General features: G+C 47.3%; 18 protein-coding genes. 1 reads left to right on the top strand and 17 read right to left on the bottom strand.

The annotated features are described in order from the left end of the window. Positions 1 to 392: 392 nt before the first annotated feature. The 6 genes from H8S54_RS12345 to H8S54_RS12320 all read right to left on the bottom strand — a co-directional run bounded on the left by H8S54_RS12345 (position 393) and on the right by H8S54_RS12320 (position 9989). On the bottom strand, positions 393 to 1697 hold the full coding sequence (locus H8S54_RS12345; RefSeq protein ID WP_186901588.1) for a sensor histidine kinase: 1305 nt from the start codon (positions 1695 to 1697) through the stop codon (positions 393 to 395). A gap of 76 nt (positions 1698 to 1773) precedes the next feature. Next, positions 1774 to 4152, bottom strand: coding sequence for an extracellular solute-binding protein (locus tag H8S54_RS12340; protein WP_186901587.1), 2379 nt, complete (start codon positions 4150 to 4152; stop codon positions 1774 to 1776). Between the two features lie 282 nt (positions 4153 to 4434). Further along, entirely contained in the window at positions 4435 to 5706 is a 1272-nt protein-coding gene (locus H8S54_RS12335) for an ABC transporter permease (RefSeq protein WP_186901586.1), read from the bottom strand. A gap of 11 nt (positions 5707 to 5717) precedes the next feature. Then, positions 5718 to 7793, bottom strand: coding sequence for an efflux RND transporter periplasmic adaptor subunit (locus H8S54_RS12330; RefSeq protein WP_186901585.1), 2076 nt, complete (start codon positions 7791 to 7793; stop codon positions 5718 to 5720). Positions 7794 to 7797: 4 nt separating this feature from the next. Beyond that, positions 7798 to 8469, bottom strand: coding sequence for an ABC transporter ATP-binding protein (locus H8S54_RS12325; RefSeq protein ID WP_021926852.1), 672 nt, complete (start codon positions 8467 to 8469; stop codon positions 7798 to 7800). Then, a complete protein-coding gene (locus H8S54_RS12320; RefSeq protein ID WP_186901584.1) occupies positions 8466 to 9989 on the bottom strand; it encodes an efflux RND transporter periplasmic adaptor subunit in 1524 nt (507 codons plus the stop codon). Before H8S54_RS12320 ends, H8S54_RS12325 begins: the two co-directional genes overlap by 4 nt. 308 nt (positions 9990 to 10297) lie before the next feature. Here H8S54_RS12320 and H8S54_RS12315 point away from each other — a divergent pair, with 308 nt between their 5' ends. Next, positions 10298 to 11422, top strand: a complete 1125-nt coding sequence (locus tag H8S54_RS12315) for a hypothetical protein (RefSeq protein WP_173765568.1) — start codon at positions 10298 to 10300, stop codon at positions 11420 to 11422. Between the two features lie 79 nt (positions 11423 to 11501). Here H8S54_RS12315 and aspS read toward each other — a convergent pair whose 3' ends face one another. From aspS to scfA, 11 genes are all read right to left on the bottom strand, one after another. Beyond that, complete coding sequence (aspS, locus tag H8S54_RS12310) at positions 11502 to 13298, bottom strand: aspartate--tRNA ligase (RefSeq protein ID WP_021926849.1); 1797 nt, start codon at positions 13296 to 13298, stop codon at positions 11502 to 11504. A 13-nt stretch (positions 13299 to 13311) separates the two neighbouring features. Further along, a complete protein-coding gene (hisS, locus tag H8S54_RS12305) occupies positions 13312 to 14562 on the bottom strand; it encodes a histidine--tRNA ligase (protein WP_186901583.1) in 1251 nt (416 codons plus the stop codon). Positions 14563 to 14575: 13 nt separating this feature from the next. Continuing rightward, complete coding sequence (locus H8S54_RS12300; protein WP_186901582.1) at positions 14576 to 15148, bottom strand: HD-GYP domain-containing protein; 573 nt, start codon at positions 15146 to 15148, stop codon at positions 14576 to 14578. 16 nt (positions 15149 to 15164) lie between these two features. Beyond that, the gene (gene hemZ / locus H8S54_RS12295) at positions 15165 to 16748 is read right to left on the bottom strand and encodes a coproporphyrinogen dehydrogenase HemZ (RefSeq protein WP_186901581.1); all 1584 of its coding nucleotides are present in this window, start codon (positions 16746 to 16748) and stop codon (positions 15165 to 15167) included. Further along, entirely contained in the window at positions 16696 to 17325 is a 630-nt protein-coding gene (locus H8S54_RS12290) for an MBL fold metallo-hydrolase (RefSeq protein ID WP_021926845.1), read from the bottom strand. Before H8S54_RS12290 ends, hemZ begins: the two co-directional genes overlap by 53 nt. A 19-nt stretch (positions 17326 to 17344) precedes the next feature. Beyond that, on the bottom strand, positions 17345 to 19678 hold the full coding sequence (locus H8S54_RS12285) for a RelA/SpoT family protein (RefSeq protein ID WP_243000355.1): 2334 nt from the start codon (positions 19676 to 19678) through the stop codon (positions 17345 to 17347). 88 nt (positions 19679 to 19766) lie between these two features. Further along, entirely contained in the window at positions 19767 to 20291 is a 525-nt protein-coding gene (locus tag H8S54_RS12280) for an adenine phosphoribosyltransferase (protein ID WP_021926843.1), read from the bottom strand. Between the two features lie 161 nt (positions 20292 to 20452). After that, a complete protein-coding gene (recJ, locus tag H8S54_RS12275; RefSeq protein ID WP_186901580.1) occupies positions 20453 to 22165 on the bottom strand; it encodes a single-stranded-DNA-specific exonuclease RecJ in 1713 nt (570 codons plus the stop codon). Positions 22166 to 22269: 104 nt separating this feature from the next. Then, positions 22270 to 24693, bottom strand: coding sequence for a protein translocase subunit SecD (gene secD, locus H8S54_RS12270; protein WP_117854398.1), 2424 nt, complete (start codon positions 24691 to 24693; stop codon positions 22270 to 22272). Between the two features lie 72 nt (positions 24694 to 24765). Beyond that, positions 24766 to 26133, bottom strand: coding sequence for a thioether cross-link-forming SCIFF peptide maturase (gene scfB / locus H8S54_RS12265; RefSeq protein WP_186901579.1), 1368 nt, complete (start codon positions 26131 to 26133; stop codon positions 24766 to 24768). Between the two features lie 98 nt (positions 26134 to 26231). Next, the gene (scfA, locus tag H8S54_RS12260; RefSeq protein ID WP_021926839.1) at positions 26232 to 26372 is read right to left on the bottom strand and encodes a six-cysteine ranthipeptide SCIFF; all 141 of its coding nucleotides are present in this window, start codon (positions 26370 to 26372) and stop codon (positions 26232 to 26234) included. Positions 26373 to 26428: the final 56 nt, after the last annotated feature.

The raw sequence follows: 26428 nt of genomic DNA, 5'->3' as shown, positions 1-26428 counted from the left end.
CATCGCTGGAATTCCCTTAGTGCCGGTCAATAGGCTTCGGGTTTGCACCTGGAAACAGCAGAGCCTTAGAGTATGTGTATCTGTCTGAATTCCCTCCCAGCGCCAGCGAAGAAGTATCGTTTTAGCACATTCTCTTTGCCAGTAACCAGTGAGTTCGCAATGTATATTCGTGAGCAGGTCATTCCAGGAGCGCTTTTAACGGAGACGAGATCCACTGTCTACGAAGACTTAACATCGAAGGCTCTCCTGAGATGTTTAGTCGCAGTTGGCAGTTAGCTCGTTGGAGTGTTGCGACGACCTGCGATGAATATACATTGTGAACTCACGTCCTGGTAACAACTGCTTCACTAAATCCCGCCAGACCTGCATAAACGCAATCCCAAAAGCCTCTGTCACTTCGGCAGCCGAACCACAAAAGTAGTACCCCCTCCTTTTGTATCCTCAATCCGAATGCTTCCATGATGCAGCGTCACGATCTCCTTTGCAATGCAAAGCCCAAGTCCAAAATGCTGCTTATCCTTCCTGGAGGAATCTGCCCGGTAAAATCTCTGGAACACTGCTTCCTTATTCTCATCCGAAATCCCCGGTCCATTATCCTCCACATAAATCCTAAAATATTTTTCCTTTTCTTCCACACCGCTCCTGATTTTTCCACCTGCAGGAACATAGCTGGCACCATTATCCAGAAGGATTCCCAGAACCTGACTGATCCGTCCGCCATCGCATCTGCACGGGGAAAGAGACTCATCTGGAAGCTCCACGTTCATGGAAATTCCTTTTTCCCGAAGCAACGGCTCATACTTCTCATACGTCTCCAAAAGCAAAGTATCCAGCTCACAGGGCGACTTCATAATACTCCAGGACTTATTGTCCGCATTTGCCAGCGCCAGCATATCCCCGATCAGCCGGGACATCCTGGTTCCCTCACTTTTAATAGTGGAAAGGAAGCGCCTGCACTCCCCCGGATCCGCCTCTATGGCCTGAACGCTTGATAAGATCACAGCCAACGGTGACCGCAGCTCATGGGAGGCCGAAGCAATAAACTGAGTCTGCCTTTTCCGGTTCTCTTCCAGCGGCCGCAGTATTTTCCCGGTAAAAAACCAGGAAAACACAACCAGTGCCAGCACCGCGATCAGCAGCAATCCTCCCCACAAAATCCTCTGGTGAAAAATCTGTCCCTTCAATCCGTCAAGGGGATACACCAACACCAGGCTTAACACGCCGCTTCCCTTTGGAATCAGCGCCGTACATGCATAAAAATCTGCTGTCTCAAAATAAACTTCTTTGGGAAGGGAAATGCTTCCCGTATACTCTACATCCAGCCCTTGCTCCTCCCTGGAGATTCTGGCAGCCTCCGCCAGCATATTTTCCACAGAGCTTTTCCGGCCATTTTCCCCTGAAGCATTGGAGCTGCTTTCCTCATTCAGCTTGTCAAAAAACAGCCTTTTCCCATTATTCAGGATCCGAAGCTCCACTCCATATTCCTGCTTGGCTTCCAGGATCCATTTGTGGGAAAGCACGCTCTGGGTTTCCAGGTAAGCTACACAGGAATTTCCATTATTTAAAAACCTCTCATAGCTGTTGCGGGTAAGTCCCCGCTCAAAAATCACAAGACTGGCAATTGCCATCAAAATCAGAATCCCGCTTGTGATCAATGCCGAAAATATTGTCATTTGCCTGTGCAGCTTTTTAAACATTTATACTCTCCATACTGCGCTGCAGCTGGTACTTTCTCCCCAGCTGCAGCACCCCTCCTGTTAATTACAATCAAATTTACTCTGCAAGATACAGATTCACCTGCTGAATCACTGCATTTGTAGCCTCATCCAGTCCGATTTCCCCGTTCAGATAGCGCACGCCAGCCTCACTGACCGCACTGGTAATAATGGCATTATCCAGAATCGGAGTAGTCAGTGTTTTTCCAAGCTGCTTCAGTGCGTCTACCTTATCAGCAGACGGAACCACAATCTTATATTCCACTCCCTGACCGGTTTCGCTGTTGTCTCTATAGCCGCTGCCAAGAACCTTTCCTTCTTCGCCCTGATTCCAGTAGTCCTCTCCATCGTACACGCTTTCCACTACAGGGAATCCGTCCTTCTGCGAAACTGTTTGCCCCTCTTCTGAAAACAGATACTGTACAAATTTCTCTGCTGCCTCCTTCTGGGAGGCCTTGGAGCTGATTCCGATTTTGTTCACCGGGATAAAGCAGTTTGCAGCCTGTCCATTCCAAATTCCATAGGACAAGGAAGAATCGGTGTCTGCCATGGAAGTCACATATGCAAAATCCATAGGAGAATAGACACCGCCCACAGCAAAGCTGCAGTTCCCGTTTAGCAGCATTATGGTCTCCCCTGAGATGCCGTAAGACCTGTCATACTCTGCCTGCTGACCCTCATCAAAGGCCTGCGGATAAGCAGATTTTAATTCCTCGATGCCATCCTTTCCAGCCTGATAAATTCTTCCGGCCTGCTCAAGGAACTCTTTCACTTTTTCTTCATCCAAGGTTCCGTTTTCTTTCACCCAGGCTGCTGAATTGTCATCTGCCAGTTCTTCCAGAAATGCTTTCGGATACATGGAATATGCAAGAGGAAGCTTACAAAATGTTTCTGTAGAAAGCCCGTATTCCTCTTTATGTTTTTCCGTCACATCTGCCAGAGAGGTAAGATCCGTCACGGCATCCACATCCTCTTTCTTTCCTTCGATCATAGGGACTCCAAATTTCACAGGCATCTCATAAATGCTTCCATCTTCACTTTTATACGCCTCTTCAATATTGGAAAGCAGTCCCGCAGCTTTTAAAATACCGCTTAAATCCTCCAGCATTCCCTGCTCCACATATGTCTCAGAAGAAATTCCATCCAGGATCAGAATATCCGGTCCTTTTCCAGCCATAATCTCTGTATTCAGGGTTTTCAGCGCGTCTGTACGGGTCACGCCATCATCCCCGGACATTCCCGTTTCCAGAGTCAGATAAATATCCGGATATTTTTTTTGGAACATGGCCACAGCCTGACGAATGCTGGAATTGTCTTCCAGAGAATAAATGGTAAGCTCTGTATCCGGCACAGTTGGAGTGTCTGCTGAATAAGTATAGGAATACAGCTTTCCAGACATTGTACTGGAATTGTAATCGATTTCTGCTATATAAATTTTTCCGTCAGGACCTAATACCATATCTTCAAAAGCCTTATTCGCAGAGCTAATGGTATTCAGACTTCCATCAATCACCTGTTCGATCACATTGCCCCCAAAAGCATACCGATACAGACCGGTGCTGTCCACATAAAATACGGTTCCTTCCTCATCTCCGTCCATAAACATCAAAGAGGTACCAGATGAATTTCCAAATTCCAGATTGGAGGGCGTCTTTTTCAGCTGTTCCGTAAGAACATCACCACCCTCGGCAGGTTTACCGGTGGCCACATCATAATAATACACCTCACCGGCTGAAACTATGATCAGATACTCAGAAGTGACACCCATATAATCTGTAGAACTTCCTTTTTCATATTCATGAACGATGCTGCCATCCGTTGGATTGATTTCCTGAATTCCGTTTCCTGAAAACTGCAAAAACAGATTCCCGTTTGCACCGATCTTCATCCCCCAGGCCAAACCATCTGCTGCATTTTCAAATTCCAGCTTTCTACCTTCACCGCCAGCCGGACAGTAATAGTAATCCATGATTCCCAGGCCATTTTCATCCTTAGCTTCTACATATACGCCGCCCAGAATGCTTCCATCCTTTCCCAGGGCTGTTTTATAAAACAGCTCCCCATTGGAACTCTCCAGTCCAAAAATACTTGCAAGCGTCACGCCTTCATCCCAGTCTGCTCCCTGATCTGCTGACTTATACAGGCACAGCACGCCATCTCCATTTTGTGCGATCATTTCCATGCTTCCGTCTTCCAGAATCTGCAGACTGGAAATTTCCATGCAGCCCTTTGGCACTGCCAGTTCTTCTTCCAGATAGCGTCCCATTGCCTTTGACTCCCCGGAACCAGATGCGTCCTTTTTTTCTGCATTTTCATTACCTGACTGACTGCTTCCACTGTCACCGCCACTGCATCCTGTCAGGCTGGCTGCTGTAATTGCCATGCACGCGGCTGTGGATACAGATACAAGCCGCTTCCATTTCTTATATTTTCCCATATTAAAAAGTCTCCTTCCATTGTTAAGGTTTCTGTCAAGAATCCACCTGGAGCTTGTTTGAAGCACCACACAGATTTCTATATTTCCCACTTTAACAAAGGAATCTCTATTCAATCTCTAAATATTATAACATGGCCCATTCCTGTTCTGCAAAAGCTTTAACGAGACAGCAGGCCGCAGAACGCAGCATATGAAAAACCTCCGATGCAAAACAAGAAGCAACCAGAACACGAATCCTCTCATTCACATTTCTGACTGCTTCTTTTAAAACAATTTTATCTTTTATTCACTTCTCAGCGCGTCAATCGGATTTAAGTTGGCTGCCTTCACAGATGGAAGCAGACCGAAGATAATACCAATGAGCATAGAGAACACTACAGAACCTACAATAGCAGGAACGCTGATAGCGGTAGGCGAGCCCGCCACCTTGGATACCACCTTGGAAAGTCCGATTCCAAGGATGACGCCGATAATACCGCCTACACTGGTCAGTACAGCTGCCTCTGTAAGGAACTGGTTCAGGATGGTCTTCTTCCTTGCCCCAATGGCTTTCTTAAGACCAATCTCCTTGGTACGCTCGGTTACAGATACCAGCATAATGTTCATAACACCGATACCGCCAACCAAAAGGGAAATACTTGCGATCCAGATCAGCTGGGAGTTGGTGCTCTCACTTAGTTTCTGAAGATCCTGTACACGCTGCATCACATCATCCGCTTTGTATTTCAGATTACTGCTGCTGTTCGTGTTTGTACTGCTGATGGATTTGTTCAGGATCTTGGCAACTGCGGAACCAGCAGCACTCATATTATCAGTGCTGTCCACACGGATAATGGCATTCTCAGGCTCATCAAATTTGTACGGGATTGCCCAGCACTTATTTGGAATCAGCACCGTTCCCATAATGCTCTCATAGTAATTGTAAAATTCATTTGGAGAATCCATATTGGGAAGACTGTCGGAAGCCTGCCGTATAACCCCTACAACGGTAAAGGGCTCAGAGCCGATCTCGAGAATTTTTCCCACCGGATTCTCTCCTGGAAAGATAGTATCTGCCGCATAGCTGTCCACCAGCGCAACCTTGCGGAAATCATCGTAATCCTGCTGTACAAAGCCTCTTCCCGAGCGCACCTGATAGCCGCAGGTATCCAGATAATTCTTGTCTACGCCATACACCTTTCCGCCGGAAAAGCTGCTGTTTTCATAGTAAACATTGCTGTTGTAATCTGTTCTGCTATAGAAAAAGGTTGCATTCACAACATGGTCAGCTTTCAGAACCTCGTTCTTCAGCTCCTGGCTGAGAAGCGGGGTAACGACAGAGCTGTCGCTGTAATAGTCCGCACTGTAGGCACTGTCGCCCTGGGAAAGGGTGATATTCACCGTATTGTTGCCGGAACCGATCAGATCCTCCTTGATCTGCTCACTGGTTCCCTTGATGGTGGACACAATTGCAATAATAGATGCAATACCAATGATAATACCCAGCATTGTAAGGAAAGATCTCATCTTGTGTGACCAGATGCCCTGGAATGCCAGACGTATATTTTCAAACATGAAATTCCTCCTTAACCAATACCTGAATACGATGCAGAATCATATCCCATAAACGTATCCAGAGAACCTTCTTTTGTCTTAACACCTTCCTGTACAGATTTGGAATACGGGAAAGCAATCTTATCTTCCATGGATAGACCGCCGCTGATCAACACATACATACCACCATTGACGTTCTGCTTTACCTTGACAATCTGTTTCTTAAGAACACCATTAACGTCTTTATATACATAGCTGACTCCATCCTCTGTGCGGACAAAGGCCTTGGAAAGCACAATTCCTTCTGACTCCTGTTCCTGATTTTCCAGCTGGATATCCACCCAGTCGCCTACACTTACCTGCGCCGTGTCATCTACAATCTTAGCGGTAAAGGTATAAGAGGAAACATTGGGGTTGGTATCTCCGTAATAGGAATAGGAGCTTTCTCCATTTACTGCATAATCCGATACCTGTACCACTTCTGCCTCAAACGTGGCGTATCCGTATTCCCCGTAGGAGTTGCAGTTTAGCATGGTTCCTTCCGTCATCTTATCCAGCATAAGTTCACTTACAGTTCCCTGGACATAATAGCCGTCCTTGCTTTTCACTGCCAAAAAGGAATCAGATTCTGAATTCTTACCTGTGGCAGCATCACCTACTGTAGTTACAATACCGTCAAGCTTGCTGGTAATCAGTTTCCTGTTTGCTTTTTTCTCCAGTTTGCTGATCTTAATTTCACTTTCCTGTATATCCAGCTCCAGACTGGCAATTCGTTTTTTCTGAATTCGGATTGCCTCTGCACGGGTAAGAGCGGAAGAACCGCCTCCATTGTCACCGCCCCCACCTGGAGTGTCCGGATTATCATTATTTCCCTTGTCATATTGAAGGGCATCCTCCACTGTGAAATCCAGCTCTGCGAATCGGTCCACAGGGTTGGAGAGCAGACTTCCCTCAATCAGGTAATAGCCTGTACAGGACTGCTTCCTGTTCTCGTAATCTGCTATGGTATCGTTCTGATGAAACTCCAGAAGATACCAGTAGCCGCCTGGATGAATCAGCATGGTTCCATCAGCATTATAGCCTGCCATCTTATTGAGGAATGCTCCTGTCACGGTTACCTTGCCCTTAGCGCTGGAACACAGATACAGATACGGATTCTCTTCGGTTCCCTCTCCCATAAAGGGTTCTGTATCATAATCCAGTGTCTGATAGAACGGTTCGTCTCCATCCACAAACCCTTCATTTTTATTCAGGGAATTGTCTCCATCCTGAGTAGGATCTACGTTATTTCCATCTGAAATAAAACCATTCTGGTCGGATGCAGACGCATCGCTGCTGAATCCGCTGTCATCCTCTGTTTTTCCATAGTAGTCAGATGCAGAGGTGGAATCCCCACCTAGATCCTCACCAAGGTCTTCGCTGCCATCTGCCATATCGGAATCTGCCATTCCCAAATCTTCGCTTCCTGCATCTGTCACCTCAGCTGCAGCTTCAGCACTTTCCTGTCCGTCCCCGAAGCCATCTGCAACAGCAGCCAGCAAAAGAGGCTGCATGGCAACTGCCAGATAATGATCGGATGCGGTTACATTGGCAGATGCCATATCATCTGCACCATCACTTCCAGAACCAGTTCCGGAATCGGAGCCAGAGCCCGAATCAGAACCGGAATCAATCAGGCTGTCCGCAGAATTGGCATCGGAATCCAGGATCGGACCACCATTCTGCAGGCTTGTAAGACGCTTCTTTGCTGTTGCAAGATCCTGCTGCTGCTTCTGAAGCTTCAATTTGGCAATATTCAGCTCCATATCCACAAGGGTCATATCAAAGGAAATCAGCTTATCTCCCGGCTTCACCTCGTCTCCCTTGCTTACAAAAATATCCTGAATGATCATGTCCTTGTCCACCGTGATTCTCTGGGTGGCATTGGCATAAACATTTCCGCTTAACGTGTTATCGGAGCCGTAGTTCTCTCCTGCCAGATCACTGACGCTTGCCACAAGAACCTCCTTCTGGCTCCCCTTGCGCACATACAGAAGTCCGCCGCCGATGCCGGTTCCCACAAGAGCTGTGACAACCACGCCTATGATTACTTTTTTTACTTTGCCCATGGGATCACCTCTTTTCCTGCAGCTCACCGTCACGGATCATAACCACCCGCTTGGCATGGGCTGCGATTTCCGGATCATGTGTGATCATCAGAACTGAAACGCCCTCGTCATTCAGCTTCTGGAACAGCTCCATCACCTGCTTGCCGGACTTACTGTCAAGAGCACCCGTCGGCTCATCTGCAAGCAGAAGCTTGGGGTTGTTCACAATGGCCCTGGCAATGGCAACTCGCTGCATCTGACCTCCTGACAGCTGATTCGGCCTGAAATCCACACGGTCTGCAAGCCCCACTCTGTCAAGGGCTGCAAATGCCCGCTCCCTTCTCTCCTTCTTTGGCACATGTGCATAGTTCAACGGCATTTCCACATTGGAAATGGCAGACTGCCTTGGAAGAAGATGAAAGCTCTGAAATACAAATCCAATCTTGTTCAGACGGATATCTGACATCTCATTCTCAGAGCATTTGCTGATGTCTTCTCCATCCAGGAAAAAGGTTCCCTTGGTTGCCTGATCCAGACAGCCGATAATATTCATCAATGTGGATTTGCCAGAACCGGAGGGACCCATAATTGCCACATATTCCCCCTCCTCCATGGAAAAATTCACATCCTTAAGAACAGGAACGGTCATTTTTCCCTGCTGGTAATCCTTATAAATCCCCTTCAGTTCAAGAATCATCCTGCTGCCTCCATATCATCAGAACCGTACTGCTGTGGTTCATCCATGTTCTCATCCGTGAAGCCTTCCATATCCTCTTCTGTATAGTCCCCATCCATAGAAGAATCCTCTATGGCGGCATCCATGCTGTCATCTGTACCGCCTTCTATGAAATCAGCGGAAGCCTCTCCGTCCATTGACTCCATGGTATCTCCATCGGAGTATGCTTCATCAGGGTACATTTCATCAGTAAGATCTCCGTCTGCACTGCTCTCCATATCCAGCATATTGGCGTAATCCTCATCTGTCATATCCGCCATGTCCTTGGTGCCCATGCCTTCCTCAAGGCTGTCTGACGGGAATGCAATGCTGTCATCCTCAGTCAGACCGTCTGCAATCTCATATTCGGAAAGCTCATCATCATGCTGTCCAAGGATTACGGAACGCTTCTCCAGCCGTCCCTTGGAATCCACAGCCCATACATAAGGGTTCTCTGTGTCTGCATCTACAATGTAATAATCTCCGATCCAGACGCCGGTCTTCTTGTCTTCCTGGCCCTCGTCCATCTCTATGTATACATGCTGTCCAAGCATAAGCCCGTCAGAGGAATCCAGAGTTACATAGAATGGATAGCTGCTGGAGCTTGTGGTGTCATCGCCGCTGGAACCTCCCCACATATAGCTGTTGCTATTGTTGCTGCTGGATGCACTCTGCTCATCTACAGCTCCCATAGTGCCGCGCCAGATCTGATTCTCGTCTACTCTGGAGCGCACGATCACAGCGGATCCCGGAACAACGGAATTACGGTTCTGCTCATTAACCAATCCCTTGATTCTGTAAGCACCTGTGCTCAAAATGGTAATAAATGAATTATCGGAATCAGAGCTTCCGGAATCAGAGCCCATGCTGTTGTCAAGAGTATCTCCATCTGAGCTGCCAAGCTTGCTGGTATCAATTTTCTGGATGACGCCATCGATCTCGCTGCGCACCTCTGTATTGGTGGTGGCTGCCTGCAGATTGTCAATTTCTGCCTGCTTGCTGATCTGGTCATATTCATTCTTCTTGAGATTCATCTTATTGGTCTCAATCTCAATGGTGTAGGAAAGCTGGCTGCTCTTGTTGGCTTTCTTCTTCTCTTTCTCAAGGGTGGCAATCTGCTCATTCAAACTGAGCGCCTCATTCTTCAGACGGTCAAGTGCAAGCTGTGCTTCCTTTAAGCTGTCCTGGATGCTGCTTAAATCGTATTCAAAAAGCAGCTGGCCTTTCTTGACCTCGTCACCGGTTTTCACCTTTACCTCGGTAACGGTTCTGCCGTTCTCAATATTTACCTTCACAGTATCCTGAGGCTCTACCACTCCGGCAAACCGATTCACCACACCGGAATCCTCTCCAAGCAATGTGCTGATCTTAGTCACATAAGCCACCTGCCCGGATGCGGCGGATGAGTTCGCATAATTCTCTTTATAATAATACCAGCCGCCAGCGCCTGCCGCTCCAGCCAGTATAATAATTCCTCCGATGACAAAAAATTTTTTCTTCATAGTTACCTCCCGTACGATAACTGGAATGTAACTGTTCAGTACCTTCACAGTTACACTGGAATTATTCTTTATATCATTTGCATTATAACAGATAGGTACATTCTCCTGTCATCTGCATTTACCTAACTAATCATAACAGATTCTTTCCCAAAAGAAAAGCTTTCCTGGCAAACAAGGGTCTTTTTCAATGCAATTTTCACAATTTTTTCACTCTTTTTTTAGAAATATCGTATATGTTTTAGGGATTTTTGACTTTTATACCGAAAAATGGTATAATGCACCTACTTATAATGAAAGGAAAAAACTGTATGAAGTCAGTCAAATTTCTGCTTCCTCTTTTGCTTCTGTGTGCAGTTCTTTTTTGCGGCTGTACAGGTAAAGAAGAAAAAAAGATTGACGAAGTAGTAAAGCGGGAACTGGATCTTCTGAAGCATCTGGATTCCGACACCACACAGAAATACATTTCCTACCAGGAAATTTTCCCCGGCGACCTGGAAGACGCCGCAATGTCCTCAGATGTTGAGGAAGTTTTCTCCCTGTTTTTCCAGGATTTCGATTACAAGATTCTGGATACCTCCGTGAACCGGGACAAAGCAATTGCCAAAGTAAGCCTTCGTCTGTTTACCTTGGATGCCCGGGCACTTGCCGAGGATTTTTCCAAGGCGCTGCTGAAGCATGAAATTGCGCTGGCTGCTTCAGATGATACAGAGGATGACCAGACCGTCACCCTGGAAGACCGGTACATGCTTCTGAACCAGCTTCTTAGCTCCAACAAATACCAGACCGTAGAACGCAACTGCAGCATCACCCTTACCGCCTCCGAAAAAAATGAGGAAACCATATGGGAGATCAAGCGTACCACCACACTGGAAAATGATCTGGTAGGCGGTCTTATGAACTATCTGTCGGATCCCGATATTCTCTCACCTGAGGATACCCTTCTTGTGTATCTGGACACGCTGAAAAATATGTCCACTGAGGAACTGGCCAATTACCTGAATGCCGACTCTATTGTAAGCACAGAGGATCCCAACAAGATCAGCCTTGCAAATGCCCTGGTGGAACAGGTTCATAACATTTTTAACTACAGCATCGGGGAAACCTCTGTTTCCGGCTACCACTCTTCTGTAAAGGCGGATATCACCACCTTTGACAGCGAGGCAATTTTAAACAGCTATCAGTCTCAGTTAGATGATTACCTTTCCTCTACGGATGCGGTCATCGACGGTGCCCAGAAGCGCTATAACAAATCCTACCAGCTTCTGATCGACTCCATCAAGGAGAACAAAGAAGAAAAAACAGTGACCACAACCTTTACCCTGATCAACGACGGAGCTTCCTGGAAGCTTGAGGACGCAGGCTCTGTATTCGGACAGGCACTGTTCGGAACCTTAAGCTCCAGCCCTGTAGAAGACAGTGAAGAAGATTCCTGATCACATAAAAAATCCCGCTCTGGCGATTCAGTCAAAGCGGGATTTTTTTATAACAATCATAACATTTCTGCTGTCTTTTTTATTCTTCTGTCTCTTCTTTTTCCACTTCCAGTCCAAGCTCATTCAGCTGTGCCTCGCTTACGCGCTGGGGAGCCTGAGTCATCAGACAGGATGCATCTTTCACCTTCGGGAATGCGATTACGTCACGGATGCTGTCAACCTTGGCGATCAGCATAACCAAACGGTCAAGGCCATAAGCCAGTCCAGCGTGAGGCGGAACTCCGTATTTGAATGCATCCAGAAGGAATCCGAACTGCTCATGGGCAGCTTCCGGTGTAAATCCAAGTTCCTTGAACATTCTCTCCTGAATATCATCCTGATGGATACGAACGCTTCCTCCACCGATCTCATTACCGTTCAGTACGATATCATAAGCCTTGGCACGAACTGCGCCCGGATCTGTGTCAAGAAGCGGGATATCCTCGTCCATCGGCATGGTAAATGGATGATGCATAGCTGTGAAACGGTTCTCCTCCTCGCTCCACTCAAGCAGCGGGAACTCAGTTACCCATACAAAACGGTACTCGTTCTTGTCCAGAAGATCCATCTGTTTTGCAAGCTCCAGACGAAGTGCGCCAAGAACATCATAAACCAATTTCTTCTTGTCTGCTGCGAACAGAAGCAGATCTCCTGCCTTACCATCCATAGCAGCTACCAGTGCGTCCATCTCCTCATCTGTCATGAATTTGGCAAAGGAGGATTTTCTTGTGCCGTCTTCTGCGATTGCAATGTATGCAAGACCCTTTGCGCCGTAGCCTTTTGCAAATTCTACAAGCTTGTCGATCTTCTTACGAGGCATGCTTCCCTGTCCCTCAGCGTTGATACCGCGAACGCTTCCGCCGTTCTCAAGGGCACTTGTAAATACGGAGAAGCCACAGTTCTTCACAATGCCGCTTACATCATGAAGCTCCATGCCAAATCGCATATCCGGCTTGTCGGAGCCGAAACGGTCCATAGCTTCCTGCCAGGTGATTCTCTGGATTGGAAGCTTCACATCGATGCCAAGAACTTCTTTGAACAGATAAGAAAGGTATCTCTCGTTTACATCGATTACATCATCAACATCAACGAAGGAAAGCTCCATATCGATCTGTGTGAACTCCGGCTGACGGTCAGCACGAAGGTCCTCGTCACGGAAGCATCTTGCGATCTGGATGTATCTGTCATATCCGGAGCACATCAGAAGCTGTTTGTACAGCTGCGGTGACTGCGGAAGACCATAGAAGCAGCCTGGATGTACACGGGACGGTACCAGGTAATCTCTTGCTCCCTCTGGAGTACTCTTGCCAAGCATAGGAGTCTCGATTTCCAGGAATCCCTCGTTTGTAAAGAAGGATCTGGTAAGCTGCATTACGCGGCTTTTCAAGATCAGGTTTTTCTGAAGGTCCGGACGTCTTAAGTCAAGATAACGGTATTTCAGACGAACGTCCTCTTTTGTTTTGCTGTTCTCCTCAACCGGGAACGGAGGAACCTCTGCCTCGGAAAGAACACGAAGGGATTTTGCTCTTACTTCGATCTCACCTGTTGCAAGGTTCTCATTGACAGCACCGCCACGTTTCTCAACAGTACCGGTTACTGCGATTACAAACTCGCTTCTGAGCTTGCCGGCTTTTGCAAAGCCTTCCTCATCAATGGAGCCATTCTCGAAGATCAGCTGCATGATACCGCTGCGGTCACGTAAGTCTACGAAAATGATTCCTCCTTTATCTCTAGCCTTCTGAACCCATCCCATAAGGGTTACTTCACTACCAACCATCTGTGTGGTCACTTCTGCACATCGGCAGGTTCTGTGCAGTCCCTGCATACTCTCAGCCATTTTGCTGCCTCCTTTATCTCTTGAAGAATTCCACAAATTCTGTATAGCCTTCTGCAGCCATCTGGTCTTTCTGGAATTTCTTGTTCTTTTTCATAATGGAGATGTTAACCTGGATTCCAGTCTTTCTCTCCTCTTCCGCCTGGCGGAAAATCTCGATCAGCTTGTCAGCCGGCATATTTTTCTCAATGAGATATGCCTTCTTGGTCTTCGCTGTGGGGATCTGGTAGCCTCTCTCCAGAAGGAGCATAACAATACGCTCAAATCCGATGGAGAAACCGCATGCGCTTGTATTGTTTCCGGTAAATTTACCGATCATCTCATCATAACGTCCACCGCCGCCAACGCTGCCGCCGAACTCATCCATAGAAATCTCGAAGATCGGACCTGTGTAGTAGGACATGCCTCGTACCAGAGTCGGGTCAAATGCCATCTTGAAATCAGCAGTTTTCACAGCTTCTACTGTGGAAATAATGGTCTCAAGATCTGCTGCGATCTGCTCATCCAGCACACCAGAGAGCTTCTCCTTGCAGTATCTTACACCCTGGATGTCAGAGCTGATCTCCTTGAACATCGCAAGGTAAGTGTCAATGCTCTCTTTTGCAAAGCCCTCTTCCTCAAGCTCTTTGGCTACACCCTCAAGACCGATCTTGTCCATCTTGTCAAGGATGATAAATACAGTGTCAAAGCTTTCCTTCGGGAATCCGCTGTACTCAGCCATAGCCTTCAGGATACGGCGGTCATTGATGCGGATGGTAAAGTTGTGAAAGTCAAGCTTGCCAAGAAGGGTGGTGGTTGCAAGCACCAGCTCGATCTCAGCCATATAAGTGGGCTCACCCAAAATATCAATGTCACACTGCATAAACTGACGGAAACGGCCTCTCTGAGGACGGTCAGCTCTCCATACATAGCCCATCTGCAGTGCCTTAAACGGTCCCGGCAGCTCATTGGCGTTGTTGGAGTAATATCTGGAAAGGGGTACTGTCAGGTCATAGCGAAGACCGGAATCTACAAGATCTGCCTCCTCTTTTGCCTGGTCAAGCTTCAGTTTCTCGCCTCTTTTGAGGATTTTGAAGATCAGCTTCTCATTGTCTCCGCCCTGCTTGCTGCAAAGGTTCTCAATGTGCTCCACGCTCGGAGTCTCGATTGAAGTAAATCCAAAGGAGCCGTATGTCTCGCGGATCAGTCCGGTAACATAGTTACGGATTTCCATCTCCTTTGGTAAAATATCTTTCATGCCGGTAACCGGCTTCTTCTTTAATGCCATGTTTCCTCCTTCATCAACCAGTTTTCCTGGTATGTACTACTCTTTGAAATGCAAGAAATACTTCCAAATCAAAGTTTTTTATTTCATCTATCATCAGTTCCATCACGGTGCGCCGGTCAAAGGCCTTGCGGTAGGAGCGGTCCTGGCTCAGGGCACAGAACACGTCGCATACCCGCAGGATCCTGGCGCCGATGGGAATCTCTTCCCCTGCCAAATTGGACGGGTAACCGCTTCCATCGTAATTTTCATGATGATAGAGAATACTCTCAAGAACAAAATCTGAATAGCCCTGGCCCTTTAGTTCCTCGTAGCCAAGGGTGGAATGCATACGGACATATTTCAGTTCCTCGATCACAAGAGGGTTCTTCTCCTGTCCGTTGATGTAGCTTCTCAGCTTCAGCTTTCCAATGTCGTGAAGCATTCCGGCTATGGCAAGGTCATAGCACTGCTCATGGGGAAGGCCAAGCTCCATGGCAAGGGCATAGACCAGATTGCTTACTGCAATTCCATGCTTCAGCTCTGCAGACAGGTCAAATTCCAGAAGTCTGTCCGTTCCTTCTGACTGGGTTTTCGAAAGCTCTTCCAAGAATTTTCCCTCCCCTCTATAACCAGGTTCCGATTCCTGTACGCTTTCTTTCGATCATCTCATCGATGCGGGCAATGTAGCTGGTTACATCCTTTACATTCTCCACGCGCTCGATCCGTTTTCCATGGTCAAACACCAGCTTGGAAGAACCGCCTGCTCCAAGAGCGATGATGGGCTGTTTTTCTTCCATAATCAGTATATTGTAAATCCCGGCTTTGTCAACCTTTGCATAGCCTACATTTTCAAAATTTCCCTTCATGTTCTTCTGACGGTACAGATAGTAGGGACCCATTTCCATGGAATAAGCTGTCTGCTGGGTCAGATCCATGATCTCCTGATTGTTCTCAAAGGTCATTTCCTGATATTTGTCACGGAACATATTCAGGCGGGCTGCACGCTTCACAGCCAGGGAATGGACGGTCAGGCTGTCCGGGGAAAGTTCCTTGATCTTATCCAATGTGTTTCTGACCATGGAAATATCCTCTCCAGGCAGTCCCACAATAAGATCCATGTTAATATTGTTATAATCTAATTCTCTGGCAAGCTGAAATGCCTCAATGGTCTGCGCCACTGTATGGCGTCTGCCGATGATTTCCAGAGTTTTCTGGTTCATAGTCTGAGGGTTCACGGAAATTCTGGTCACAGGATATTCCCGGATGGCTTCCAGCTTCTCTCTTGTAATGCTGTCTGGTCTGCCTGCCTCGATGGTAAACTCCACCAGCCCGTCAAATCCGAAGGATTCTCCCAGCTGATCCAGAAGCCGCCTTAGCTGATCCGGCTCCAGGGTGGTAGGCGTACCGCCGCCAATGTAGATGGTGTCCAGTTTGTAGTTCTTCATCATCTTAGCAGTTTCCCGAATCTCAAGACACAGGGCATCCAGATACTCATCCACACGCTTGTGCCAGATCTTCAGCGGGTAGGAACTGAAGGAACAGTACAGACAGATACTGGGGCAAAAGGGAATGCCTACATAAAGGCTGTAGCCGTGCTCATAATCAATATCCTGGAGAAGTGCCCGCTCCCGGTTTGCTATGGTGATGGCAAGCGCTGTTTTCTTGGCACTGACCAGATAGTGATCCCGCATTACCTGAGCAATCTCAGTATTCTTCATGCCGCTCTCGATCATCCCCATGGCAAGCTTGGCCGGGCGGATTCCGGTAAGGTTGCCCCATGGAAGGGTTCTTCCGGTAAGCTTCACCAGCACATTGTAGAGAACATATTTCAGGCCGTCCTTGTTGGCTTTGCGAAGCTCATGGGCATCCATGATTTTGGGACTTTCCTGTGCGCCGTCCTCTGGCTTCTTGGCCTCACTGCTTTCTTCCTTTAAATCTGCACCTGTGGTCACAGCCGCCCGCGCTGCACCTTTTTTGTCCTTTGTCTCATAACGGATGATGAAATCCTTCTCATCCCTCTCCACAGTAAAGAAGATATCGTACTCCTCTTCGTCCTTTTCGTAGAGGCTGTGGATATCTCCTTCCGGATAAAACGCTTTTATTAATTCATATACATCATGCTCGAAATCCCTGTCAAGCAGCAGGATTCCTATTTTACACAAATGGATTGTACCTCTTTTCGTAGCCGATTGTTGTGGAAGTATCATGTCCCGGATACACACTGGTGTCATCTGGCAGAGCGGCCAACAGTCTGTGCAGGCTGTCCCGGATCTGGCTGGCACTTCCTCCCGGAAAATCTGTCCTGCCTACAGAGCCGCAGAACAGAGTATCTCCGCTGAACAGAACGCCTTCCTCTTTCAGATAATAGCAGCAGCTTCCCTTGGTATGTCCCGGCGTGTGGATCATCTGGATGGAAAATCCCGCCGCTTCAAATACCTGCAGGTCATCCAGAAATACATCCGGGCGGATGGAGCAGGATTTCCCCATCTGGTCTGTCATATTCACAGAAGGCTCCCGGAGCATTTCCTCTTCCTGACGACAGGCATAAACAGGAATCTGATACTTTTCCCGCACTGCCTCCACGCCCATAATATGATCGAAATGACCGTGTGTGAGAAGCACTGCCACAGGCCTTGCGCCCATAGCGTTCACTTTTAATTCTATCTTGGAAGGTGAATCTGCCGGATCGATAATCAGCGCTTCACCTGTCTCTTTATTTTTTGCAATATAGCAATTGGTATATACAGGGCCAAGAACGCACTGCTGTAATTCAAGTTTGCCCATATTCTATCCTTTCACGGCATCAGCCTGTAGTTCTCTCCACATCTAAAACGCTCTCCAGCTGGCGGATCTTCTCAATGAGAGAGTTCAGTTCCTCCTTGCAGCTGACGTTAAAGCTTACGGAAATCGTCGCCTTCTCCTGCTTACTGGTGCGGCAGTTGATATTGCGGATATCGATCTTGCGCTCGGTAAAGATCTTGGAGATATCCACCAGAAGACCGGTACGGTTGTTGGCATACACATTGATCTCTGCCATGTAATGCTCATCCTGCTTGGTCTCCGGCTGCTGCCACTCTGCCTCCAGAAGACGGCTTCTGTCCATCTCAGACATATTCATCACATTGACGCAGTCTGTTCTGTGAATGGTAACCCCGCGGCCTCTTGTGACATAACCCACGATCTCGTCTCCAGGGATCGGGTTGCAGCACTTGGAAAAACGCACTGCCACATCATGGATTCCACGCACTACAATGCCGCTCTTGCTCTTAATGTGATGCTTCTTATCCTGATTCTCTGCAGCTGCTGCCTCCAGAACTTCCTCATCTGTAAGGTTCTTCTTATTCTCCTTGTCATAAGCCTCTACCAGCTTATTAAATACCTGGCCTTCCTTCAGGCCGCCATGTCCAATGGCCGCCAGCACGGAATCCCAATCACGGAAGCCATACTTGTGAAGAACCGCATCCATATACTGAGGCTTGGCATAGTTGGCAAATTTAAAGCCCTTGCTCTTGGCATACTGAGCCAGCATTTCCTTGCCTTTCAGAATATTATCTTCCTTCAGCTCTTTCTTAAACCACTGATTGATCTTGTTCTTCGCCTGGGTACTCTTTACCACCTTCAGCCAGTCACGGCTTGGTCCCTGGGAGTTCTGGGAAGTGATGATTTCAATACGGTCACCATTCTGGATCCGGTACTCAATGGGAACCAGCTTGCCGTTTACACGGGCGCCTACCATCTTGTTTCCTACAGCACTATGTACGCTGTACGCAAAGTCAATAGGGGTAGAACCGTTGGGAAGGGTCTTTACATCTCCCTGCGGGGTAAAGCAGTATACACTGTCCGCAAACAGATCCAGGTCATTCTTAAGAAGGCTCATGAACTCTTTATTGTCGGACATGTCCCTCTGCCACTCCAGGATCTGGCGCAGCCAGTTTAATTTCTCTTCCTCACGGTTGCCGGAAGAGGCCTTGCCGTCAGATGCTTCTTTATATTTCCAGTGTGCAGCAATACCATATTCCGCAGTCTTATGCATCTCAAAGGTTCGGATCTGGATCTCAAAAGGCTGTCCGTTTGGTCCGATCAAAGTGGTATGCAGGGACTGATACATGTTTGGCTTAGGCATTGCAATGTAATCCTTGAAGCGTCCCGGAATGGGCTTATACATCTCATGGATCACGCCAAGAGCCGCATAACAGTCCTTCACGGTATCCACCAGAATACGCACTGCAAACAGATCGTAGATCTGGTCAATAGTCTTGTTCTGGTTCACCATCTTCTTGTAGATGCTGAAGAAATGCTTCACACGTCCGTCTACCTGTGCTTTGATGCCTGCTTCCACCATATGCTGCTTCACAGTCTTCACAATATTGCCCACAAATTCCTCTCGGACGCTCTTGCGAAGGGCTACCTTCTCAACCAGATCGTAGTACACATCCGGCTTCAGGTATTTCAGGGAAAGGTCATCCAGCTCTACCTTGATCTTGGAAATACCAAGACGCTGGGCAATGGGCGCATAGATGTCCATGGTCTCCCTTGCCTTCTCCTTCTGCTTCGCAGGAGTCATATACTGAAGGGTACGCATGTTATGAAGACGGTCTGCAAGCTTGATCAGGATCACACGGATATCCTTGGCCATGGCAAGAAACATCTTGCGAAGGCTCTCTGCCTGCATCTCCACCTTATCTGTGGAGTAGGACAGCTGTCCGATCTTGGTCACGCCATCAACCAGAAGAGCCACCTCAGGCCCGAATTCCTTGGTGATCTCCTCGCAGGTCATCCAGGTATCCTCCACAGCGTCATGGAGAAGTCCTGCAACGATGGTCTCCTTATCCAGTTCCAGATCTGCCAGAATAATTGCTACGCATAACGGATGAATGATATAAGGCTCCCCGGACTTTCTTTTCTGGTCCTTGTGGGCCTCCCGCGCAGTCTCATATGCCTTCTGGATCAGCGTAATATCTGTAGAAGGATGATATTTCTTAATGCTGGCGATCAGCTCATTATATAATACTTCAGGGCTTGTAAAGTCGTGCATGGATTTCACAGCTGCATCTGCCTTCTTCACAGACTCCAGCTTCTCCATATCCTCCTTGGACATTTCAGGTGTCCCGCCCCTTTCTGTAATAACATCAGCCATAATTTACACCTGCCTGTTTCTATACTATCTGCGTCAGCATTTGCCCTCATGATCCATGACAGGCATCTGGCGAAACAGACTCATCCATTTATTTGCCTTCGTAGCGGATTACGGAAGCCACATCATATTTCTCCAGTTTCTTACGTCCCTCAAGGCCTGCAAGCTCCATCAGGAACACGATTTTCACAACCTCTCCTCCAAGCTGCTCGATCAGCTTGGCAGCAGCCTCAACAGTACCGCCTGTAGCGATCAGGTCGTCGATAATTACAACCTTCTGGCCTGGCTTGATGGCATCCTTGTGGATTTCGATCTCTGCCTTGCCGTATTCCAGATCGTAGCTTGCGGAAATGGTCTCGCATGGAAGCTTGCCTTTCTTGCGGACTGGAACAAATGGTTTGTGAAGATTGTATGCGATAGGCATTCCAAAAATAAATCCGCGGGATTCGGTACCTACGATCACATCTACATCAACGTCCTTCAGGCAGTCCTGCATGGAATCAATTGCAAGCTTCAGTCCGTCTGCATCCTGAAGGATACTTGTCACATCTCTGAAAATAATTCCCGGTTCCGGAAAATCCGGTATGCTTCTTACATATTCCTCTATTTTTTTCATAAAGAGCCTCCTCAGATATAGGGATGTGGGGAAAGCAGCAGCCACCCCCGGCATCATAATTATTTTTCAGTATACCACTTTTTACATACAGAATCAATGTCAAACCGACACGCTCCCTGCAAATACCGCATTTTTCGTGGTTTTACATGATTATTCACTGATCAGCAGTAATTTTGTATAACAATTTGCAGAGATTCTCTTCCCATATAGGAATTGATCCTTGGGTAATAGGTCACGGAAATGGTCTCATGAGACCTGGCAAAATCCGCGAATTCCTTCGCCTCGCCCCAGTAAAGGCCGTCCATCACAGCACCGGACGGGTCCCTCAGCTGCAGCTTCACTGTATTCTGAGTCTTTCCATATATTCCCACTTTTAAAACACGAAGATTTTTCTGGGCAAAAAGAGGCTTGGTGTTTCCCTTGCCAAAAGGTTCCAGAATGGAGAGCTGCTCTACCAGTTCTTCGTTAATATAGGAAATAGGCATAGGCACATCGATTACGATTTTGGGAATCATGTCCTCTTCTGTCAGGGTGCAGTTGTCATTCAAGGTCTGGCGGAATTTTTCCACATTCTCTTCCTCAATGGAAAGGCCTGCTGCCATAGGATGGCCGCCATACTGTACCAGAAGGCTGTCACATTTCACCAGTTCCTCGTACATGGAATAGTTTTCCGTGGATCTGCCACTGCCTTTTAAGGACTTTTCCCCTCTTGTAAGGACAAAGGTGGGCTTATGGTACTTTTCCCGGATTCTTCCAGCTATAATTCCGGCAAGGCTTTCGTGACATTCCGGCAAAAATACTACCATTACCCGGTCGTTTTTCAGGTTGCTGCTCTCGATCAGCTTGTAGGCTTTCTCCGTTCCTTTTTCCGTCAGGGCCTTGCGGCTGTCGTTCAGGGCTTTCAGATCTCCCGCAAGCTTTGCAGCCTCTTCCTCATCCTCCGACTGTAAAAGTGCCAGGGAGCGCATTGCGGTATCCAGTCTGCCGCTGGCATTGATGCAGGGGCCAAGACGGAATCCAATGTCGTAAGAGGTGATTTTCTGGTCTTCCAGGCCGATGGCCCGGATCAGCGCTTTCAGGCCTTTGTTTTTGGTAAAAGGCAGACGGGCAAGTCCCTCCTTTACCAGAATACGGTTTTCTCCCTGAAGGTCCATAATATCCCCCACTGTAGCGATTGCCGCAGGCTCCAGGAAATCTTCTTTTTCTTCTTCCGGAAGCCTGTATTTCTCATAAAGGGCAAAAACCAGCTTCATGGCTACCACAGCCCCGCAGATATTTTTGTTGGGGTATGTACAGTCTGCCTGCTTGGGATTGATGATGGCGTCCGCCGGGGGAAGGATGTAAGTTCTTCCTTCTTCGGTATCAGTAAAAGGCACCTCGTGGTGGTCGGTCACCACCACAGTCATCCCCAGTTCTTTTGCATAGGTGATCTGGCTTGATGCGGAAATGCCATTGTCACAAGTCACAATGGTGTCGATGCCGTCCTCCATAGCTTTTTTGATCAGATGGTCGTGAATTCCATAGCCGTCTGCCACACGATCTGGAATGTAAGTGTCCACATTTGCTCCAAGGCGCTTAAAGCCTTTCAAAAGAATGTAGGTAGCTGTCACTCCGTCAATATCGTAATCCCCGATAATCCGCATTTTGGTTCCTGCATCTATTTTCCCGGAAATGATTTCCACGGCCTTGTCAATGTCCTTCAGAAGTTTCCAGGAGGGGATATCTGCCAGGGTTCCATTCAGATATTCTTCTATAGCCTCATCACCTGTTATGTCTCTGTTGCGGATGATCCTTGCAATTACCGGATCAATCCCATATTTCCTGCCAATTCCCTGGAAATCAGCCTTTTTCGCGGTTACTACCCATTTTTCCATTCTTTTTCTCCTCGTATCATATGGTCTTACGCAATTTTAATATGAATCCGGATAAAAAGCAAGCCGGGACAGGTTTTCACGCCTGTCCCGGCTTAACATCTCTTTTATTTATTTTCTTCGGAAGAACTGTTCTCGGCATTCTTTGCAGCTTCCTGTGCTGCAAGACGCTCCTGAACTCTCTTGCGGTTTTTCTTCTTCGGCTGAGCCTGTGCGTTGGAAGCCGGAGCACTCTGTGTATTTGCACTCTGTGCTGTCTTCTTAGCAGGTGCTGCAGCCGCTGCAGCTTTCACAGTATCCTGTCCTGCGCCGATTTTCTTTTTCATTACCAGCCACAGTGCACCTGTAATGCATACTGAAGAATATGCACCGCAGATAATACCAACCATCAATGGTGCAGCAAACTCACGGATAGAAGAAACACCCATGATATAAAGAACTGCTACCATGATAAAGGTAGTAAGGGAAGTATAAATACTTCTGGTAAGTGTCTGTGTAATACTTCTGTTGACCACTTCCTCAATCTCATCCAGACGTCTGCTTCCGTGAAGGTTCTCACGGATACGGTCAAAGATAACGATTGTAGCATTGATAGAATAACCAACGATGGTCAGCATACAAGCGATAAAGGTATTTCCTACGGAAATTCTGGAAATCGCATAGAAGGTAAGGACAACCAGAACGTCATGGAGGAGTGCAAGTACTGCACTGCCCGCAAAGCGGATATCCTTGAAACGGAACCAGATATAAAGAAGCATGAAGATAGTAGCAACGATAACGGCAACTACTGCATCTCTTCTCATCTCATTGCTGACAGTAGCGGAAATGCTCTCTGCCTGGATCAGAGACTCATCTACATCAAACTTATCCACAAGTGCCTTGTTCAGAGCTTCACGCTCATCCAGAGTCAATGCGCGAGTCTTAATGATAACCTGCTTGGTTCCAACAACCTTGGTAGGCTGTACATTCTTATCTCCTGTTACTTCTTCTACAACAGGTGTAACCTCAGAATCAATGGTCTTAATGTCCAGATCCTCATTAAAGGTAACATTGGTAGAAGTACCGCCTGAAAACTCAAGGCTGTAGTTCAGGGCTTTTCCGCCTGTTGTACTGTGGATCAGCATGACTGCCGGTCCTGCAAGAATCAGGATAATAGAAAGAGTAAAGCAGAATTTTCTCTTTCCAACAAAGTTGATAACCTTCTTCTCTTCTGTCTTTCCGTAAAATTTCTCATCACGTACTCCGACTGCATATAATGCATTAATCACAAGTCTGGAGAATACCAGTGCTGTGAACATGGAAACCACAATACCAAGTGCCAGAGTGTAAGCAAAGCCCTTAACAGAACCGGTACCCAGCCACATCAGCACGAATGCTGCGATCAGAGTTGTGATGTTTCCGTCAAAGATTGCAGAAAATGCTTTGGAAAATCCGGCTTTGATTGCGGCGCGCACGGTAGAGCCTGCGCCGATTTCCTCACGGATACGTGCATAAATAATAACGTTGGCATCTACTGCCATACCAATGCCCAGGATGATACCTGCAATACCCGGAAGCGTAAGGGTAATGTCAAATGCATTTAAGGTAAGCAGAATAGTTGCTGTATAGAAAATCAGGGATAAGCCTGCAACCGCACCAGGTACACGGTAAGCAATGATCATGAACAAAATGACGATGATCAGACCGATCATACCTGCGATAAGGCTGGTGGAAATTGCTTCCTCACCAAGCTGTGCTGCTACAACACTGGAACGAAGCTCTGTAAGCTCAAGGCTAAGAGAACCGATACGAATATAGGAAGCAAGCTCCTGCGCTCTCTCAACACTCTCCATACCGCTGATCTGTGCCTTACCGCCTGTGATGGCTTCATTTACTCTTGGAGCACTTAATACGCCGTTATCATAAATGATGGCGATCTGTTTGCCTACATTGTTCTGGGTAGCTTCTGCAAATTTGGTCTTTCCTTCATCTGTAAGAGTCAGGTCAACTACATATTCCCTGCTGCTGGAATTCTGCTGCTGGATCGCACCGCCTGTAGCATCTGCCACGTCAGTACCTTCCAGTACCACACAGCCTGCCTCACGGATTTCATCCAGGCTTCTTGCCAGGGAGTATCCGGTCTCGCTGTTAGCATCAGTCTGGAAGTTTGCGTTTCCGTCCTCATCCTGCTGTGTGATAAAGCAAAGGGAACCTGGCTGGCCAAGTTCTTCCAGAATGGCATTTGCATCTGTTACACCTGGAATCTCAACATTGATACGGTCGGAGCCTTCCTGGTATACCTGTGCTTCTGTGCTGTACTGTTCAACACGTTTCTGCAGCTTGTAGACAGTATCCTTCATGTCCTCACTGCTTGGGTCGCTGTCTTTTGCCTGATAGGTAATGCTCACACCACCGGCCAGATCAAGTCCGGTCTTAATGTTCTTTGCAGCTCCGGTTCCTGTAGGACCAATACCTACTGCAGCCGTAAAGCAGAAGAACACTGTGATGATGGCAGTCAGAATCAGGACTAAGATTCCTCTTGATTTTTTCATTGTTCTGTCCCTTCTTTTTGGTTTTTCGCAAAAGCAGGGCTGACAGAAATCTTCGCAGCTGGCGAAGAGCTATCAGTCTTCTGCCAGTGCGGCTTTTATCATGATGGCGCACTCCACACGCTTCCTCTGGAGTTCACATCCGATTTCATAATTACTTCTGATATCCTGATGAGCATGATATCCGTTGGCTGCACACCCGCCGCTGCAGTAGAATCTTGCAAAGCATTCCTTGCAGGCTGGCTTGGTATAAACATTGCATCCGCTAAATTCCTTCTGGATGTCTGTCCTTACAAGTCCATCGTCTACATTTCCCATCAGATATTCTTCTTCACCAACAAACTGGTGGCAAGGATAAAAATCTCCCCACGGAGTTACGGCAAGATACTCTGTACCGCTTCCGCATCCGGAAAGTCTCTTATATACACATGGACCACCGGTAAGATCAATCATAAAGTGGAAGAAGTTAAAGCCTTTGCCTTCTTTCTCGCGCTTGATCATCTCTTTGGCAAGGAGATCGTATTCTTCCATAATCTTCGGCAGGTCCTCCTCACGAAGTGCGTATTCCTCTGCCGGATCAGCTACCACCGGTTCCACAGAAATCTGCTTGAAGCCAAGATCTGCAAGATGAAGCACATCCTTGGAGAAATCAAGGTTATGATGAGTAAAGGTTCCTCTTACATAATACTTGTCCTGATTTCTGGATTCTGCAAACTTCTGGAACTTAGGCATAATAAGATCATAGCTGCCGGCACCTTTGCGGAACGGGCGCATGAAATCATGAACCTCCTTGCGGCCGTCAACACTGAGGACCACATTTTCCATCTCTTTGTTGCAGAATTCCATTACCTCATCATTGAGCAAGACGCCGTTGGTGGTAAGGGTAAAACGGAATTTTTTATTATGGATTTTCTCCTGCTCGCGGCCATATGCTACCAGGTCTTTTACAACCTGCCAGTTCATAAGCGGCTCGCCGCCGAAAAAGTCAACCTCCAGATTGTGTCTGGAGCCCGAATTGGCGATAAGGAAATCCAATGCCTTCTTGCCCACCTCAAAAGACATAAGGGCACGTCTTCCGTGATATTCCCCTTCTTCTGCAAAGCAGTAGCGGCAGGCAAGATTACAGTCATGTGCAATGTGCAGGCAGAGGGCTTTCACCACTGTCTGACGGTTCTTTGTAAATGCATCAATGGCATTCTCGTATACATCCTTTGTGAAAAGCATGCCTTCTTCCCTCAGCTTCTCACATTCTGCCACTGATGTCCTAATATCTTCCTCTGAAAACTGATTTCCCAGTTTTCCTACAATGGCTGCTGCGTCAAGGCCTTCTTCCATATAAGGAAGCACTTCATAGGTGACCTCGTCCACAACATGGATACATCCGCTGTTAATGTCCAGCACAATGTTATAGCCATTGTTCTGATAACGGTGAATCAGACTCATGTTATTATATCCTTTCTTCCTATTGCATGAATAAGCAGCGGCTGTTACACCGCTGCTTACATACGTTTCCAGCTGCTTTAAATAGAAATGTCTCCTACTTATTTGTTCTCGCAGCTCTGGTTTCCTACTGTACAGGATGTCTTGCATGCGGACTGACATGATGTCTGGCACTCGCCGCATCCGCCCTTCTTTACAGTGTTCTGCAGATTCTTTGTATTTAATGTTTTGATATGCTGCATGATATAGCCTCCTTATGTATATTATCTTCGCCTAGTATATCATATCTTTTTTTATT

It is taken from the genome of Blautia segnis (genome assembly GCF_014287535.1).
Taxonomy (GTDB): domain Bacteria; phylum Bacillota; class Clostridia; order Lachnospirales; family Lachnospiraceae; genus Blautia_A; species Blautia_A acetigignens.
Note: the sequence above shows the minus strand (reverse complement) of the source record. Positions and strands in the feature narration are given on the sequence as shown.